At 76.1% G+C, this 15,444-nt stretch carries 15 protein-coding genes and 1 pseudogene; 5 read left to right on the top strand and 11 right to left on the bottom strand.

Annotated features, from left to right (window positions below):
* From D476_RS0120085 to D476_RS39795, 9 genes and pseudogenes are all read right to left on the bottom strand, one after another.
* A pseudogene (locus D476_RS0120085) lies at positions 1-586 on the bottom strand (prenyltransferase); the annotation flags it as partial.
* Positions 583-1,311 carry a class I SAM-dependent methyltransferase gene (locus D476_RS0120080; protein WP_026123683.1) on the bottom strand — a complete coding sequence of 243 codons (729 nt, stop codon included), beginning with the start codon at positions 1,309-1,311 and terminating at the stop codon, positions 583-585. The gene D476_RS0120080 and the pseudogene D476_RS0120085, both read right to left, overlap by 4 nt.
* Positions 1,308-2,603, bottom strand: a complete 1,296-nt coding sequence (locus D476_RS0120075; RefSeq protein WP_394296938.1) for a glycosyltransferase family 4 protein — start codon at positions 2,601-2,603, stop codon at positions 1,308-1,310. Before D476_RS0120075 ends, D476_RS0120080 begins: the two co-directional genes overlap by 4 nt.
* A gap of 77 nt (positions 2,604-2,680) precedes the next feature.
* Positions 2,681-3,577, bottom strand: coding sequence for an SDR family NAD(P)-dependent oxidoreductase (locus D476_RS0120070; protein ID WP_017625713.1), 897 nt, complete (start codon positions 3,575-3,577; stop codon positions 2,681-2,683).
* Positions 3,570-4,610 (bottom strand): MBL fold metallo-hydrolase, encoded by a 1,041-nt coding sequence (locus D476_RS0120065; protein WP_017625712.1) that lies wholly within the window; start codon positions 4,608-4,610, stop codon positions 3,570-3,572. Before D476_RS0120065 ends, D476_RS0120070 begins: the two co-directional genes overlap by 8 nt.
* 30 nt (positions 4,611-4,640) lie before the next feature.
* Entirely contained in the window at positions 4,641-5,801 is a 1,161-nt protein-coding gene (locus tag D476_RS0120060) for a lipid-transfer protein (protein ID WP_017625711.1), read from the bottom strand.
* A complete protein-coding gene (locus D476_RS0120055) occupies positions 5,798-7,105 on the bottom strand; it encodes an OB-fold domain-containing protein (RefSeq protein WP_017625710.1) in 1,308 nt (435 codons plus the stop codon). Before D476_RS0120055 ends, D476_RS0120060 begins: the two co-directional genes overlap by 4 nt.
* Before the next feature lie 10 nt (positions 7,106-7,115).
* Positions 7,116-8,285, bottom strand: a complete 1,170-nt coding sequence (locus tag D476_RS0120050) for an acyl-CoA dehydrogenase family protein (protein ID WP_017625709.1) — start codon at positions 8,283-8,285, stop codon at positions 7,116-7,118.
* 27 nt (positions 8,286-8,312) lie between these two features.
* The gene (locus D476_RS39795; RefSeq protein WP_017625708.1) at positions 8,313-9,317 is read right to left on the bottom strand and encodes an acyl-CoA dehydrogenase family protein; all 1,005 of its coding nucleotides are present in this window, start codon (positions 9,315-9,317) and stop codon (positions 8,313-8,315) included.
* 240 nt (positions 9,318-9,557) lie between these two features.
* On the opposite strand from D476_RS39795, the gene D476_RS0120040 reads away from it, so the two are divergent.
* Positions 9,558-10,133, top strand: coding sequence for a TetR family transcriptional regulator (locus D476_RS0120040; protein WP_020380476.1), 576 nt, complete (start codon positions 9,558-9,560; stop codon positions 10,131-10,133).
* Positions 10,134-10,155: 22 nt separating this feature from the next.
* The gene (locus D476_RS0120035; protein ID WP_017625706.1) at positions 10,156-11,268 is read left to right on the top strand and encodes a steroid 3-ketoacyl-CoA thiolase; all 1,113 of its coding nucleotides are present in this window, start codon (positions 10,156-10,158) and stop codon (positions 11,266-11,268) included.
* 21 nt (positions 11,269-11,289) lie between these two features.
* Here the strand turns inward: D476_RS0120035 and D476_RS33950 are convergent, their stop codons facing one another.
* Entirely contained in the window at positions 11,290-12,522 is a 1,233-nt protein-coding gene (locus D476_RS33950; protein WP_051061798.1) for an RNA polymerase sigma factor, read from the bottom strand.
* An 83-nt stretch (positions 12,523-12,605) separates the two neighbouring features.
* Positions 12,606-13,586 (bottom strand): quinolinate synthase NadA, encoded by a 981-nt coding sequence (gene nadA / locus D476_RS0120025; protein ID WP_017625705.1) that lies wholly within the window; start codon positions 13,584-13,586, stop codon positions 12,606-12,608.
* Between the two features lie 71 nt (positions 13,587-13,657).
* Here nadA and D476_RS0120020 point away from each other — a divergent pair, with 71 nt between their 5' ends.
* The 3 genes from D476_RS0120020 to D476_RS0120010 all read left to right on the top strand — a co-directional run.
* On the top strand, positions 13,658-14,380 hold the full coding sequence (locus D476_RS0120020; RefSeq protein WP_040726728.1) for an NUDIX hydrolase: 723 nt from the start codon (positions 13,658-13,660) through the stop codon (positions 14,378-14,380).
* Positions 14,381-14,396: 16 nt separating this feature from the next.
* Positions 14,397-15,047 carry an HAD family hydrolase gene (locus D476_RS0120015; RefSeq protein WP_040726730.1) on the top strand — a complete coding sequence of 217 codons (651 nt, stop codon included), beginning with the start codon at positions 14,397-14,399 and terminating at the stop codon, positions 15,045-15,047.
* 7 nt (positions 15,048-15,054) lie between these two features.
* On the top strand, positions 15,055-15,444 hold a 390-nt coding region (locus tag D476_RS0120010; RefSeq protein WP_017625702.1), incomplete at its 3' end, for an ATP-binding cassette domain-containing protein.

Genomic DNA, 15,444 nt, shown 5'->3' with positions numbered 1-15,444 from the left:
GGCCGCCCCCCCGCCAGTCGGGGCGGTCGCGGCCGAGCCGGGCGCCGAGGGCGGCGGCGCAGCGCAGCCCGTGGTGCACGCTGGCGCACCCGGTGAGCAGGGCGTGGTCGCCGGGGGCGCCGTCGGCGCCGCGGGCCCACAGGATCTCGCCGCGCTCGGTGGCCAGGCCGAGGGCGAAGTCGATGCCGGCGGCGACGGCGGGCCACATCCGCCGGGCGAAGGCGGTGTCGCCGGTGGCCAGCAGGTGGTGCCAGACGCCGACGGCGGGGTAGGCGGCGTGGTTGGGTTCGCGGTGCGCCTCGGCGGTGCGGCCCTGGCGCATCTTGGCGGGCCAGGACCCGTCGGGGTGCTGTACCCCGGCGAGCCAGGTGTAGGCGCGGCGGGCGGCGCCGTGGTGCCCGGCGGTGGTGAGGGCCATGGCGCATTCGACGTGGTCCCACACGTCGAGGTGGCCGCCGGGGAACCAGGGCAGCGCCCCGTCGGGCTCCTGGCTGGCGAGCAGGTAGCGGGCCGAGCGGTCGATCTGGGCGGCGGTCAGGACGCCGGGGACCTCCAGGGCGGCGGCCGTCGCGGTGGCGGGGCTCATGCGGGTCCCGCGCGGAGGGGCTTGCGGACGTAGACGACGACGCTCTTGCCGATGAGGGGGTTGAGGGCCTTCTCGGTGATCCGGGTGGCGGGGGGCGCCTGGAGCATGTCCCACACCAGCATCCGGTGGTAGGCCTTCACGGCGGGGTGCGCGTCGTCGTCGGTGCCCACGGCGCACTTGAGCCACCAGTAGGGGGCGTGCAGGGCGTGGGCGCGGTGGTGGGGGCCGATGACGAACCCGGTGGCCTTGAGCTTGGCCTGGAGTTCGGCGCGGGTGTAGATGCGCACGTGGCCGCCTTCGGCGGTGTGGTAGTCCTCCGAGAGCGCCCAGCACAGGCGTTCGGGCAGGAAGCTGGGGACGGTGACGGCGGCGATGCCGCCGGGGCGCAGCACCCGGTAGAGCTCGGCCATGGCGGCGGTGTCGTGCGGCAGGTGCTCGAAGATCTCGGCGGCGATGACCCGGTTGAAGGAGCCGTCGTCGAAGGGCATGTCCAGGGCGTCGCCCTTGACGGTCTCGGCCTCGGTCCCGGCGGGAGCCTCCCCTTCGGCGCGCATGGCGGCGAACATGGTGGCCACGTCGGCCAGGTCGGCGGTGTTCTGGTCGAAGGCGACCACGTCGGCGCCGCGCCGGTAGGCCTCGAAGGCGTGGCGTCCGCCTCCGCATCCCAGGTCGAGGACGCGGTCGCCCGGGCCGACGGGGAACAGGGAGAAGTCGACGGTGATCAGTGCTGGCTCCTTCGGGTCGTTGCGAGGGCGGCGGCGTACCGGGCGGCGGTGGCCTCGGCGACGGCGCGCCAGGTGAAGCGCTGTTGGACGCGGTCCCAGGCGGCGCGGCCCATGCGGGCGCGCTCGTCGGGGTCGTCGAGCAGGGCGCCGATGCGGGCGGCGAGCTCCTCGGGGTCGCCGGGCTCGGTGAGCACCCCGGCGCCGCCGTCGGTGCCCACGACCTCGGGCAGGGCTCCGGCGCGGCTGGCGACCAGGGGGGTGCCGCAGGCCATGGCCTCGACGGCGGGCAGGGAGAAGCCCTCGTAGAAGGAGGGGACGACGGCGACCTCGGCGGAGGCGATGAGGCGGCCGAGTTCGGCGTCGTCGATGCCGCTGACGAAGGTGGTGCGGCCGCGCAGGGAGAGCTCGTCGACGAGGGTGTCGGTGGGGCCGCCGGGTTTGGGGCGGCTGACGACGGTCAGCGACACGTCGCGTTCGGTGGCGAGCTTGGCGACGGCGCGCAGCAGGGTGGCGACGCCCTTGAGGGGGCTGTCGGCGCTGGCGGTGCACACGATGCGGCCGGGGACGCGCGCGCCGTCGGGGCGGGGGTGGAAGTGGCGGGTGTCGACGCCGAGGGGGACGACGTCGATGCGGGGGCGTTCGACGCCGAATTCGCGGACGATGTCGTCGGCGGAGGAGCGGGAGGGCACGAGGATGGGGTCGAGGCGGCGGGCGACGCGGCCCTGCATGGCGGTGAAGGAGTACCAGCGGCGCTTGGAGAGGCGCTGCCATCCCCGGGCCTCGTCCAGTTCGATGCGCCGGTCCACGGTGATGGGGTGGTGGATGGTGGCGACCAGGGGGAATCCGGCCTGCTGGAGGCCGAGCAGGCCGTAGCCGAGGGTCTGGTTGTCGTGGACGACGTCGAACTCCGTGCGGCGGCGGCGCAGGTCGCGCAGGGCGCGCAGGGAGAAGGTGAGGGGTTCGGGGAAGCCGGCGGTCCACATGGTGCCGACCTCGAGGGCGTCGATCCAGTCGCGCCACTGGCCCAGCGGGGGCGTGGTGAAGGGGTCGGCGTCGTTGTACAGGTCGAGGCTGGGCAGTTTTTCGAGGATGACGCCGTCGTCGAGTTCGGGGTAGGGCTGGCCGGACAGGACGGTCACCCGGTGGCCGAGGGCCGCGAGTTCCCGGGACAGGTGGCGGACGTAGACGCCCTGCCCGCCGCAGTGGGGTTTGCTCCGGTAGGAGAGCAGGGCGACGCGCAGGGGTCGCTGGGCGGGGGGCGGCGGGGTGTGCGGCATGGTCCTCGAACCCATCGGGGGCGGTGGATGGAGCGAAAAGTTACCGAGCAGTTTAGTACGCGGCCGTCCCGCCCGATCTTATGGTCCGCCCCTCAGGCCAGCGACGCGACCTCGGGGGCCGTGAACCCGTGCGGCGGCAGGTCGGCGCCGCGCACGGCGCGGGCGACCTCGCCGGGGCCGGTCCACCCGCCGCCGGGGGAGGCGGCGCGCAGCACGGGGCCGAGCTCGGGCGGCCGGAGCACCCCGATGACGCCGCCGTGCACGACGAAGACCTGGCCGGTGACGTGGGCGGCGGCGGGTGAGGCGAGGTAGGCGACGAGGGGGGAGACGCGTTCGGGCGCCAGCGGGTCGGGGCCGTCCTGCGGGGGCGGGCCGAACACCTCGGTGGTCATGGCGGTGCGGGCGCGGGGGCAGATGGCGTTGGCGGTGGCGCCGTAGCGGCGCAGGGCCTGGGCGGTGGCGGTGGTCAGGGCGGCGATTCCGCCCTTGGCGGCGGCGTAGTTGGGCTGGCCGGGGGAGCCGAGGAGGAAGGCCTCGGAGGCGGTGTTGACGATGCGGCCGTGCACGGGCCCGCCGTCGCGCTTGGCGCGGGCGCGCCAGTGCGCGGCGGCGGCGCGGGAGGCGAGGAAGTGGCCGCGCAGGTGGGTGCGGACGACGGTGTCCCATTCGGCCTCGTCCATGTTGAACAGCATCCGGTCGCGGACCACTCCGGCGTTGTTGACCAGCACGTCCAGGCGTCCGTAGTGCTCTTCGGCGGCGGCGAGGAGGCGGTCCCCGGCGCCGTCGGCGGCGGCGTCGCCGCCGAGGGCGCGGGCGGTGCCGCCCCGGGCGCGGATCTCGGCGGCGGTGTCCTGGGCGCCGTGCAGGTCCGCGACGAGGAGGCGGGCGCCGCCTTCGGCGAGGGCCAGGGCGTGGGCCCGGCCGAGGCCGCGCCCGGCGCCGGTGACGGCGGCGGCGAGGCCGTCCAGGCGCACGTTCGGTTCATCCATGTGCTCTCCTCCAGGTCAGGACCCCGGTCGGGGGGTCGGTCCGGACGGCGGTGCCGCGGCGCTCCAGTACCCGCAGGTGTGCGGCGGTCTCGGAGGCGGCGAGGCGGCGCTGGACGACGCCCATCGCCTCCCAGCCGCGGCTCCAGGGCAGCACGGCGCACAGCTCCCACAGGGTGGCGGGGCCGTGGTGCAGGGCGGCGGCGAGCAGGTCGAGGCGTTCGGTGTGGTGGCCGGCGATGGCGGCGGCGCGCTCGGCCAGGCCGGTGAAGCGGGCCTCGTGGGCGGGGAGGGCCTCGACGGAGCCGGGGGCGGTGTCGGTGATCTGGGCGAGGGAGTCGAGGAAGGCGCCGAGGGGGTCGCGGTCGTCGGGGCGCCCGTCGGGCAGGGTGAAGGGGTACAGGCCGATGTGCGGGGTGATGCGGGGCAGCACGTGGTCGCCGGTGAACAGGCGGTCGGCGTCCTCCAGGTGCAGGCAGATGTGGCCGGGGGAGTGGCCGGGGGTCCACACGGTGCGCAGTTTGCGGCCGGGGACGTCGACGAGTTCGCCGTGGGCCAGCTCGGTGTCGGGGGCGGCGGGCGGGTCGAGGCGCGGGTCGGTGCGGGCGTAGGCGGCGACCTGGTCCTCGGGGGCCCCTGCGGCGCGGAGCTGGGCGACCTCCAGGCCGGTCCCGTTTCCCACGCCGGTCTCGGCGATGAAGCGGAGCATCTCGGCGTCGGCGTGGTGCATGGCGATCCAGCAGCCGGAGGCCGCGCGCACCCGCCCGGCCAGCCCGGCGTGGTCGGGGTGGAAGTGGGTGACGACGACGCCGTGCACGTCGGCGGGGTCGGACCCGGCGGTGCGCAGCCCGTCGGCCAGGGCGGCCCAGGAGTCCTCGTGCTCCCATCCGGCGTCGACGAGGACGGGGCCGCGGGGGGTCTCCAGGGCGTAGACCAGGGTGTAGCCGAGCGGGTTGCCGGGGATCGGCACGGGGATGGACCAGACCCCGCCGCCGAGGTCCTCGACGGGCGGCAGCTCGCGGGGGAGGGTGGGCATGCGTCGCCTTTCGTAGAACCGAATTCGGTTCTAACTGTAGGCACCCAGCACCAGGCCGCTCGTGGGCACCCCCGTGCCTGCGGTGACCAGGACGTGCCCGGCCCCGGGGACCTGGTTGGCGGCGGTGCCGCGGAGCTGGCGGACGGCTTCGGTGATGCCGTTCATCCCGTGGATGTAGGCCTCGCCGAGCTGGCCGCCGTGCGGGTTGACCGGCAGGTCGCCGCCGGGCCCGATGCGGCCGTCGGCGACGAAGGCGGGCGCCTGCCCGCGCTTGCAGTAGCCGAGCGCCTCCAGCTGCATGAGGACGTAGGGGGTGAAGTGGTCGTAGAGGACGGCCGCGTCCATGTCCCCGGGGCCCAGACCGCTGTCGGCCCACAGGCGGTCGGCGACGGCGGCCATCTCGGGCAGCCCGGCGATGTCGTCGCGGTAGAAGTCGACCATGGTCAGCTGCCCGGCGCCGGACCCCTGGGCGGCGGCCTCGACCACGGCCGGGGGCCGGGGCAGCGACGGGGCGCGCCCGGCGCCGACGACCACGAGCGCCACCCCGCCGTCGCTCTCCTGGCAGCAGTCGAGCAGCCGCAGCGGTTCGGCGACCCACCGGGAGGCCTGGTGGTCCTCCAAGGTGATGGGGCGGCCGTGGAACCAGGCGCGGGGGTTGGTGGCGGCGTTGGCGCGCATCTGGACGGCGACGCGGCCGAAGTCCTCTCCGGTGGCGCCGTACTCGTGCATGTAGCGGCGGGCGGGCAGCGCCGCCCAGGAGGCGGGGGTGGCCAGCCCGGCGGGCACGTGCCAGCCCAGCTCCAGGGCCTGGGTGGTGGGCGGGCCGCCGTCCTGGGCCACGGCGCGCCCGTAGCGGCGTCCGCTGCGCTCGTTGAAGGCCCGGTAGACCAGGACCACCTCGGCGGCTCCGGAGGCGACGGCGGCGGCGGCCTGGGCGACGGTGCCGCAGGCGGCGCCGCCGCCGTAGGGGACGCGGGTGAAGAAGCGCAGCGCCCCGGCGCCGATCTCACGGGCGAGCGCGATCTCGGAGGTGGGGTCCATGGTGAAGGTGGCCATGCCGTCCACCTCCTCCGGGGCGATCCCGGCGTCGGCGAGGGCGTCGAGTGCGGCGTCGGCGGCCAGGCGCAGTTCGCTGCGCCCGGAGTCCTTGGAGAACTCGGTGGCGCCGATCCCGGCGATCACGGCCTTCATCGGTCCTCCCGGTCGACGGTGTCCAGTTCGACGGTCGCGGTGACGTGCGGCCCCATCGAGGTGGTGCCGCGCACCTCGACGCGGCCGCCGCGGGGGTGGGCCGTTCCGGTGAGCACGAGGGTGTCCCCGGCGTGGGCGGGGGCGCCGAGGCGGACGGCGATGCCGCGCACCCGGGCGCCGGGGCGGTGCGTGTCGGCGTAGCGCTGCACGAGCCCCTGGGTGGTGAGGATGTTGAGGAACACGTCGCGCGCCCCTTGGGCGCGGGCGCGGTCGGGGTCGTGGTGCACGGGGGTGAAGTCGCGGGTGGCCAGGGCCTGCGCGGTGATGGAGGAGCGGGTCAGCTCCAGCTCCAGGGCGGGCAGCGGGACCTGGTCGGCGGGGCGCCACCGCGGGGGCGCGGTGCCCTCGCCGACGCGCGCGAAGTCGGCCCGCACGGGCATGCCCACGTGCACGTCGGCGGGGTCGGCGCCGGTGACGCCGCCGACGACGCGGACCCCTTCGGGCAGGTCGACCAGGGCGACGGCGAAGGGGGCGGTGTGGCCGGGGACCGGCGGGTGGTGGTGGACCGTGTAGCTGTGCACGGTGCCTTCGCCGCGGGCCACGACGTGGTCGGCGGCGGCCGAGCGGCACGCGGGGCACAGGGGGCCGGGCGGGTGGCGCAGGGTGCCGCAGTCGGCGCAGCGGCGGATGCGCAGCTCCCCGGCGGCGGCGCCGTCCCAGAAGAAGGCGGTGTCGTCGTTGCGGGGCGGCGGGGGCGGTGCGGCGGGGCGGCCGTCGCCGGTGCGGGGTCCGGGGCGGGTCGCGGGGTCGAACTTCAGCACCCGGAACGTCATGGCGCCGACGCGCTCGCCGCCGCAGTACCAGGTGGTCTCCCAGGTGAGGAAGTACCCCTCGCCCATGGCGGTGGCCTTGGGGCCGCGCAGGGAGGCGAACCGGGTGGCGGCGCGCGGGGTCTCGCCCATGCGCAGGGGGCGGTCGTAGGTCTGGGTGCAGTCGGTGGCGACCACGCCGGTGTAGCCGCGGGCGTCGAGCCCGGCCAGCACCGTGTCGACGGCCGAGGGGCGGGGGCCGCCGCCGGGGCCGGGCATGGTCCACACCTGCAGCATGGCGGGCGGGGCCAGGCCCTCGTCGAGGAAGCGGGTGCCGGTGTGGCCCATGGCCTGCAGCCAGTGCCGGACCATGGGCGCGTTGACCGGGTCGGGGGCGGTGCCGCCGTCGACCTCCCCGCGGGCGCGGGCGGCGTCGGCGAGGTCCTCGACGGCGGGGTCCCCGGCGGCGGGGTCCTCGATGGCGCGGTCCTCCATGGGGCTCCTCTCAGCGGGGGGCGCGCGGCAGGCCCAGCCCGAGCGTGGCGATGAGTTCGCGCTGCACCTCGTTGACGCCGCCGCCGAAGGTCATCACCAGCGACCCCTTGGCGGCGGTGTCCATGCGCTCCAGCAGGTCGGCGGTGGCGGGGTCGGCGGGGTCGCCGTGGCGGGCGGCGGTCTCGGCGATGATCCGGGGGACCTCCTGCAGCCGCTCGCTGGCGTAGACCTTGTTGGCCGAGGCGTCGGGGGCGCCGATCCACCCGCTGCCGTCGGAGGCGGCGACCTGCCAGTTGAGCAGTTCGTTGACGCGCAGGTAGGCGTGGATGCGGCCGAGGGCGCGGCGGACGTCGGGGATCTCGGCCGGGGGGCGGCCGCCGGGGCCGCGGGCGGTGCGGGCCCAGTCCAGGAAGCGGTCGTAGGCGCGGCCGATGGTGCCGGAGGGCCCCAGGGTGAGGCGTTCGTGGTTGAGCTGCTCGGTGATGATGCCCCAGCCCTCGCCCTCGCCGCCGACGCGGCGGCCGGGCGGCACGCGCACCCCGTCGTAGTGGGTGGCGTTGGTGTGGTGGTGGCCGTCGGCGGTGGTGATGGGGGTCCAGGAGAAGCCGGGGTCGGCGGTGTCGGCGATGAGCAGGGTGATGCCCGTGTGCCGGGAGCCGGGCGGCCCGGTGCGGGCGGCGAGCCAGATGTGGTCGGCGAAGTGCGCGCCGGAGGTGTAGAGCTTGGAGCCGTGGAGGGTGTAGCCCCCGGCGCCGTCGGGGGCGGCGGTGGTGCGCAGGGCGGCCAGGTCGGTCCCGGCGTCGGGCTCGGTGTAGCCGATGGCGAAGTGCAGCTCCCCGGCGAGGATGGGGGGCAGGAATTTCGCGCGCTGGCCGTCGGTGCCGCGGCGGAGCAGGACCGGGGCGACGGTCTGCAGGGTGACCAGGGGGTAGGGGACCCCGGCGCGGGAGGCCTCGTTGACGAAGACCTGCTGTTCGACGGGGCCCAGACCGCGGCCGCCGTAGGCCTCGGGCCAGCCGAGGGCGAGCATGCCGTCGCGGCCCAGGCGGCGCACGATGCGCTTGTAGAGCTCGGGGTCGTCGGCGGCGCGGTCGCGCTCCCCGGCGGGCACGCTGCGGTCGAAGTAGGTGCGCAGTTCGTCGCGGAGCCTGCGCTGGTCGTCGGTGAGGTCGATGAACACGGGCCGCTCCAGTGTGCTCCGGTGCCGCTATCGGCAGGCCAGGGCGCCGAGGGCCGCCAGGCGCGCCTCGGGGCCGCCGAGGGCGGCCGAGACCCATTTGGCGGTGGCGAAGTGCCGGTGCAGGGGGTAGGCGGTGTCGACGCCGAGGCCGCCGTGCAGGTGCTGGGCGGCGTGCAGGGCGTCGAGGGCGTCCTCGGTGGCGAGCAGGGCGGCCGACTCCAGGACGGGGGCGGCGTCGGGGTCGCCGCGGTCGAGCCGCCAGGCACCGGCGAGCAGGGCGGCGTCGAGGGCGCGGGAGGCGATGGAGATGTCGGCGACGCGCATGGTGACGGCCTGCAGCTGGGCCAGGGGGCGGCCGAACTGGTGCCGGGTGCGCACGTGTGCGCAGGTCAGGTCGAGGGCGGCGCGCAGGGCCCCGGCGGCGGTGGCGGTGAGCGCGGTCAGGGTGCACAGGTGCAGGGTGCGGGCGGCGCCGCCGGTCGCGTGGCCGTCGGTGATCGGGCCTTCGGTGAGCAGTCCGCCGCTTGCCAGGCGGACGCCGTCCAGTCCGGCCCGGAAGGCGGGGATGTGGGCGCCGGTGTGCTGGGGGGTGAGGGTGAGCCCGGGGGCGTCGGCGGGCACCCGGGCGACGGCGGGCCCGTCGGGGGTGTCCACGGGCAGGAGCAGGGTGCGGGCCTCGTCGGCGTGGGGCACCCCGGCGGCGGCGCCGTCGATGCGAACGGTGCCGGGCCCGTCGGGGCGGGCGCGGGCGCCGCGTGGGCCGGAGGCGGGGACGGGGGCGGTGGCCGGGGCGGCCTCGTCGGCGGGGTCCAGGAGCGGGTCCAGGGCCAGGGCGGGCAGCAGGGGGGCGGGCGCGGCGCGGGCGGCGGCCTCGCGCAGGACGAGGGCGGCGCCGACGGCGCCCTGCCGTGCGGTGGTGATTCCGGTGTCGGCCAGGGCCCGGCGCAGGCGGTCGGGGTCGTCCTCGCGGTCGAGGACCTCGGCGGCCAGGGCGCGCAGGTCCTCCTGGGGCTCGTCGGGGGAGAAGTCCACGGGTCCTCCTCGAAAATCTAGAACGGATTCTAGATTGTCGTGCCCGGAAGGGGAAGGGTGCCCGCAATCCTCCGGTTAACACGGCCGCAACATCGCAAGATGAGGTCTTCTCCACAGTTGTGGAGAGCTGATCCGCTGGGCGATCCTTAGATAACGTGTTCTTGTGGACGGCACATGGACGGGTCGGCAGACGGGGACGGAACGGGGAGGGGCACCGTGGCGGTTCAGGCGCCGGTAGGGATGCGCTCGCGGAGTCAGAACCAGCGCCGCAGGCGCATCGTGCAGACGGCCGCCGCGCTGGCCCTGCGGGGCGGCGTGGAGGCGATGCAGATGCGCACCGTGGCCGAGCGGGCCGGGGTGGCGCTGGGCACCCTGTACCGCTACTTCCCCTCCAAGATGGACCTCGTGGTGGCGGTGGTCACCGAGGAGCTGGACCTGCTGGAGTCCAGTATCGAGCGGCGGCCCCCGGCGGCGCCGACCGCGGCGGGCCGGGCGGTGGACGTGCTGATGCGCGCCACCCGCGGGCTGATGCGCGAGCCGGAGCTGGCCGACGCCCTGGTGCGCTCGCTGATCATGGCCGAGGTCAAGACCGAGCTGGGCCAGCGCATCACCGACCTGCTGTGGCGGGTGTCGGGGGAGGCGCACGAGGGCGAGCCCGACCGGGACGCCCCGGCCTATGTGCTGGCCGGGTCGCTGGCCAGCGTGTGGATCTTCGAGCTGCTGGAGGTCCTCAAGGGCCACCGGGACGTGGAACAGGTCCACCAGCGGCTCACGGTGACCGCCGAGAGGCTGCTGCCGGGCCTTCCCGAAGAGTAGAACACGTTATAGTCTCGCGGTCATGGCCGAGCCTGTGATCGTGGAAGCCGTTCGCACTCCGATCGCCCGGCGGCGCGGCGCGCTCGCCGGGACCAAGCCGGTCGAGCTGCTCGGGCGCGTCCAGCGCGCCGTGCTGGAGCGGGCCGGGGCCGACCCCGCCGAGGTGGACCAGGTCTTCGCCGGGTGCGTCACCCAGGCCGGGGAGCAGGGCAACCACGTGGGGCGGCACGCCTGGCTGCACGCCGGCCTGCCCTGGCGGACCGGGGCGACCACGCTGGACGCCCAGTGCGCCTCCGGCCAGCAGGCGGTGCACCTGGCCGCGGCGATGATCGCCTGCGGCGCGGTGCGCACCGCCGTGGCCTGCGGCGTGGAGGTGATGAGCCGGGTCCCGCTGGGCCGGGCGGTGTACCCGGACGACCCCCGCCCCGCCGACTGGGACGTGGACCTGCCCGACCAGTTCACCGCCGCCGAGCGGATCGCCGCCCGGCGCGGGCTGACCCGCGCGGACCTGGACGCCTGGGGCGTGCGCTCGCAGCACAGGGCCGCCCGCGCCTGGGCCGAGGGCCGGTTCGACCGCGAGGTGGTGCCCGTGCCCGGCCTGGACACCGACGAGGGCCTGCGGGAGACGACCCCCGAGGGGCTGGCGGCGCTGCGCCCCGTGGGCGAGGGCGCCCTGCACACCGCCGGGACCAGTTCACAGATCTCCGACGGCGCCGCGGCCGTGCTGCTGGCCTCGGCGGACCGGGCGCGCGAGCTGGGGCTGCGCCCGCGGGCCCGGCTGCGCGCGCACGCCCTGGTGGGCGCCGAGCCGCACTACCACCTGGACGGGCCGGTGCGGGCCACTGAGAAGGTGCTCGACCAGGCCCGCATGGCGCTGGACGACATCGACGTGGCCGAGGTGAACGAGGCCTTCGCCGCGGTGGTGCTGTCCTGGGCGCGGGTGCACGGGCCCGACCCGGACCGGGTGAACCCCAACGGGGGCGCGATCGCCCTGGGCCACCCGGTGGGCGCGAGCGGGGCCCGGCTGGTGGCCACCGCCCTGCACGAGGTCGAGCGCCGGGACGGTGCGACGGCGCTGGTCACCATGTGCGCGGGCGGGGCGCTGGCGTCCGGGGCGGTGCTGGAGCGCCTTTAGACAGGGCTTCCCGCCAACGGTCTACGGCCTGAGCAGGTCGGCCAGATCCTCCAGGAAGCCGAGGACCGGGTCGTCGTCCGGCGGTGCGGCCGGGGCGGAGGGGTCCGGCGGGTCGGTCGAGGCGGTGGGCGCGGGCTCGGGGCCGGGCTCGGGGGTGGTCCCCTGCGTCGGCTCGGCCGAGGGCGCCGCCTGCGTCGGGGGCGCCGTGGGTTCCGGGGGTGCCGCCGACGCCGAGGGCGCCGCCCCGGGGGAGGGCCCAGATGCCTCGCCGGGACGGACGACCGCCGTGTCGGTCGGGTCCTGTCGGCCGGTCTCGCTCCCGGAGACGGGGGAGCGCTCTCCCGAGGCCGGGGGCGGTGCGCCGTCGGAGGTCAGCGTGCGGGGCCCGTTGAGCCAGAACGCCGCCGCGGACAGCAGCACCGCCACCGCCACGGTGGCCAGGCCCGAGACCGCCGCGCCGGGCCAGCGCCGCTCGCCCGGCCCGTCGCCGGGGCCGCCGGGCCCTGCGGGGCGGGGCACGTCGGCGGTGGTGACGCGGTCCCGGGGCAGGGAGGTGGGCGGCGGGGCGGCGCCCGCCGGTTCGGGGCGGTCGTCGGCGGCGGGCGGCGCCTGCGGGCCGCGGCGGCGGTGCAGCGGGAACCCGTCGTGGCCGAGCGGGCGCATCCGCGCGGCGGACTCCTCCCGCTCGTCGGCGCCGGAGGGGGCGGTGCAGGCGCGCACCGTGCGCGCGCGCAGCCCGGCGGGTGGGCCCGGCGGCTCCAGCAGGTCCAGCGCCGCCGCGGTGTCGGCGGCCTCACCGCCGCATCCGGCCTCCTCCAGCGCCTCGGCGAGCAGGTCGGCGGCGCGCCGCCCGGCGGCGCGGCACAGTTCGGCGCAGGTCTCGGGGTCAAGGCCGAGGATCTTGGCGATCTGCCCGGCGGTCAGGCCGTGGCGGCGGTGCAGTTCGAGCAGCTCCCGGTAGCTGGGCGGGAGGCGGCCCCACATGGCGCGGGCCGGGCGCTCGCCGGGGGCGGCCGGAACCCCGTCGAAGGGCGGCCCGGGGGCGAACCCGGCGTGCCGGCAGGCGGTGCGCGCCAGGGCGAACAGCCAGGGCCGCAGGTCCTCGGCGTCGGCGCACTCCAGGATGGCGGCGGCGGTCAGCGCCTCGCGGACCGCATCGCCCGCGGCGTCCGGCCCCACCAGGGTCCAGCAGTAGCGGTACAGCTCGGCGGCGTGCGCGTCGTAGAGCGCCTCCGGTTCGCTGCGCGGTGGCATCGCTCCTCCCCTCTGTGCCCGAGGGTCCCGCACCGGCCGGGGCCATGGGCCGGGTGCGGGGACAAGGAGAGGAATCCGTTATCTCACTCGCCTCCGCGCGAGGGGGTGCCGATGGCGATCATCCGCTCCACCGACCGGCGCGCCCGCTCGGCGGTCCGGTCGTCGACGGTGATCTCCCCGCTGCCGGTGCGCAGCGACTCCAGCAGCTTGTCCCCGGTGATCATCTTCATGTAGTGGCACTCGGCGCGCGGGTTGACCGGTTCGAAGGCGGTGGCGGGGTTGGCGGCGCGCAGCTGGTGCAGCATCCCGGTCTCGGTGGCGATGAGCACCTTGTCGGCGGTGGTGGTCTCGGCGGCGGCGAGCATCCCGCCGGTGGACAGGACCTTGACCCGCTCCTGGGGGACGGTGCCCTCGCCGACGAGGTAGAGGGCGGAGGTGGCGCAGCCGCACTCGGGGTGCACGTACAGCTCGGCGTCGGGTTCGGCGGCGGCGCGCTCGCGCAGGGCGGCCCCGTCGATCCCGGCGTGCACGTGGCACTCGCCCATCCACACGTGGATGTTGTCCCGGCCGGTGACCCGCTTGACGTGGGCCCCCAGGAACTGGTCGGGCAGGAAGAGGATCTCGGTGTCCTCCGGGATGGACCGGATGACGTCGGCGGCGTTGGAGGAGGTGCAGCAGATGTCGGTCTCGGCCTTCACCGCGGCGGTGGTGTTGACGTAGGCGACGACCACCGCGCCGGGGTGCTCGGCCTTCCAGTCGCGCACGTCCTGGGCGGTGATGGTGTCGGCCAGCGAGCAGCCCGCCTTCGGCTCGGGCAGCAGCACGGTCTTGTCGGGGGCGAGGATCTTGGCCGTCTCGGCCATGAAGTGGACGCCGCAGAAGACGATGGTGTCGGCCTCCACCCGGGCGGCCAGGCGGGACAGGGCCAGCGAGTCGCCGGTGTGGTCGGCGACGTCCTGGATCTCGGGGCGCTGGTAGTTGTGGGCGAGGATGACCGCGCCGCGCTCGTCGGCGAGGCGCCGGACCTCGGCGGCCCAGGTCTGGCTTGCGTTGACGGTGGCCATGGCCGGTTCTTCCTTCGGAACGGGTTTTTGACTTGTAGGCAAAAACTCGAAAAAGCCTAACATGGGGGACCATGGAGGACGCAGCGGGCAGGGTGGAACGGGCGGGGCACGCGGTCCTGGCCGCGGTGTTGCAGATCCGGGCGGGCCGGCTGAGCGTGCTGCTGTGGCGCCGCGCGCGCCCGCCGTTCGAGGGCGCCTGGGTGCTGCCGGGCGGGCGGCTGGGCGGCGCCGAGGGGCTGGGCGAGTCCATCCGGCGCCAGCTCGCCCAGAAGGTGGACGTGCGCGACCTGGCCCACCTGGAGCAGCTGGAGACCCGCGGGGCGCCGGACCGGTGCCCGGGCGAGCGCACCCTGGCCACCGCCTACCTGGGGCTGGTCCCCGCGCACATCGAGCCGGTGGTGCCCGCCGACACCGCCTGGCACCCCGCCTCCGACCTGCCGGCCATGGGCTACGACCACGCGGCGATCGTCCACTCGGGGCGCCGTCGGCTGCGCGCCAAGCTCTCCTACACCAACATCGGCTTCGCGCTGGCCCCGCCCGAGTTCACCATGTCCGAGCTGTCCGGGTACTACCGGGCCGCGCTGGGGCACGACGTGGCCGCCACCAACCTGCGCCGGGTGCTGCTGCGCCGGGGCCAGATCGAGGAGACCGGCCGCTCGGTGCCCTCCGGCCGCTCCGGGGGCCGCCCGGCGGCGCTCTTCCGGTTCCGGGCCGCGCGGCTGGAGGTGACCGACGCCTTCGCGGTGCTGCGGCCGCCCGGCGCGGCCCGTCCGGATCAGCGCCCTCCGTGCTAGCGTCCTGACCGTGATGATGAGGAGTGTGGTCTTCGACGTCGGGGAGACGCTGGTCGACGAGACGCGCATCTTCGCGCGCTGGGCCGACCGCCTCGGCGTCCCGCGCCTGGCCTTCTTCGGCCTGATGGGCGGGGTGATGGCCCGCGGGCGCCCGCTGATGGACGCCTTCCGCCTGGTCAAGCCCGGCTTCCGGCTGGAGGAGGAGGTCGCGGCCTGGAAGGCCGAGGACCCCGGCACGCTCGCCGACGGCTTCGACTCGGCCGACCTGTACCCGGACGTGCGCCCGGCCTTCGCCGAGCTGCGCGCGATGGGGCTGGGCGTGGTGGTGGCCGGGAACCAGCCGGCGCAGGCGCGCGCGGCGCTGGAGGCGATGGACCTGCCGGTGGACGCGGTGCACGTGTCCGAGGAGTGGGGTCTGGAGAAGCCCGACCCCGCCTTCTTCGAGCGCGTGGTGCGCGAGGTCGGCGCCGCCCCCGGGGAGATCGCCTACGTGGGCGACCGGCTCGACAACGACGTGCTCCCGGCGCGCGCCGCCGGGATGGCCACGGTGCTCGTGCGCCGCGGCATGCACGGCTACCTGCACGCCGACGACCCCGACGCCAAACGGGCCGACCTGGTGGCCGACGCCCTGACCGACATCCCCGCCTGGATCGCCGGGCGCCGCTGAGGACGGCATGATCACCTTCGAGGGCGTGAGCAAGCGCTACCCCGACGGCACCGTCGCCCTGGACGGGCTGGACCTGCAGGCCCCCAGCGGGCGCACCACGGTCCTGGTCGGCTCCTCGGGCAGCGGCAAGACCACCGCGCTGCGGACCGTCAACCGGCTGGTCGAGCCGACCGGCGGGCGGGTCCTCATCGACGGCACCGACGTGCGCGAGCGCGACCCGGCGCTGCTGCGCCGCTCCATCGGCTACGTCATCCAGCAGGCCGGGCTCTTCCCGCACCGCACCGTGCTGGACAACATCGCCACCGTGCCGCTGCTGCTGGGCTGGGGCCGCCGCCGCGCCCGCTCCCGCGCCGCCGAGCTGCTGGAGCTGGTCGGGCTGGAGGCCGCGCAGGGCCGC

This window comes from Nocardiopsis chromatogenes YIM 90109, from assembly GCF_000341185.1.
GTDB lineage: Bacteria > Actinomycetota > Actinomycetes > Streptosporangiales > Streptosporangiaceae > Nocardiopsis_A > Nocardiopsis_A chromatogenes.
Note: the sequence above shows the minus strand (reverse complement) of the source record. Positions and strands in the feature narration are given on the sequence as shown.

What these genes read in the sequence shown, in the direction of transcription:
- D476_RS0120040 (WP_020380476.1), top strand. Translation starts at nt 9,558, where the DNA reads ATGCGCTCGCGGAGTCAGAACCAGCGCCGCAGGCGCATCGTGCAGACG.
- D476_RS0120035 (WP_017625706.1), top strand. Translation starts at nt 10,156, where the DNA reads ATGGCCGAGCCTGTGATCGTGGAAGCCGTTCGCACTCCGATCGCCCGG.
- D476_RS0120015 (WP_040726730.1), top strand. Translation starts at nt 14,397, where the DNA reads ATGAGGAGTGTGGTCTTCGACGTCGGGGAGACGCTGGTCGACGAGACG.
- nadA (WP_017625705.1), bottom strand. Translation starts at nt 13,586, where the DNA reads ATGGCCACCGTCAACGCAAGCCAGACCTGGGCCGCCGAGGTCCGGCGC.
- D476_RS0120020 (WP_040726728.1), top strand. Translation starts at nt 13,658, where the DNA reads ATGGAGGACGCAGCGGGCAGGGTGGAACGGGCGGGGCACGCGGTCCTG.
- D476_RS0120070 (WP_017625713.1), bottom strand. Translation starts at nt 3,577, where the DNA reads ATGGATGAACCGAACGTGCGCCTGGACGGCCTCGCCGCCGCCGTCACC.
- D476_RS0120075 (WP_394296938.1), bottom strand. Translation starts at nt 2,603, where the DNA reads ATGGGTTCGAGGACCATGCCGCACACCCCGCCGCCCCCCGCCCAGCGA.
- D476_RS0120055 (WP_017625710.1), bottom strand. Translation starts at nt 7,105, where the DNA reads ATGGAGGACCGCGCCATCGAGGACCCCGCCGCCGGGGACCCCGCCGTC.
- D476_RS0120060 (WP_017625711.1), bottom strand. Translation starts at nt 5,801, where the DNA reads ATGAAGGCCGTGATCGCCGGGATCGGCGCCACCGAGTTCTCCAAGGAC.
- D476_RS0120065 (WP_017625712.1), bottom strand. Translation starts at nt 4,610, where the DNA reads ATGCCCACCCTCCCCCGCGAGCTGCCGCCCGTCGAGGACCTCGGCGGC.
- D476_RS33950 (WP_051061798.1), bottom strand. Translation starts at nt 12,522, where the DNA reads ATGCCACCGCGCAGCGAACCGGAGGCGCTCTACGACGCGCACGCCGCC.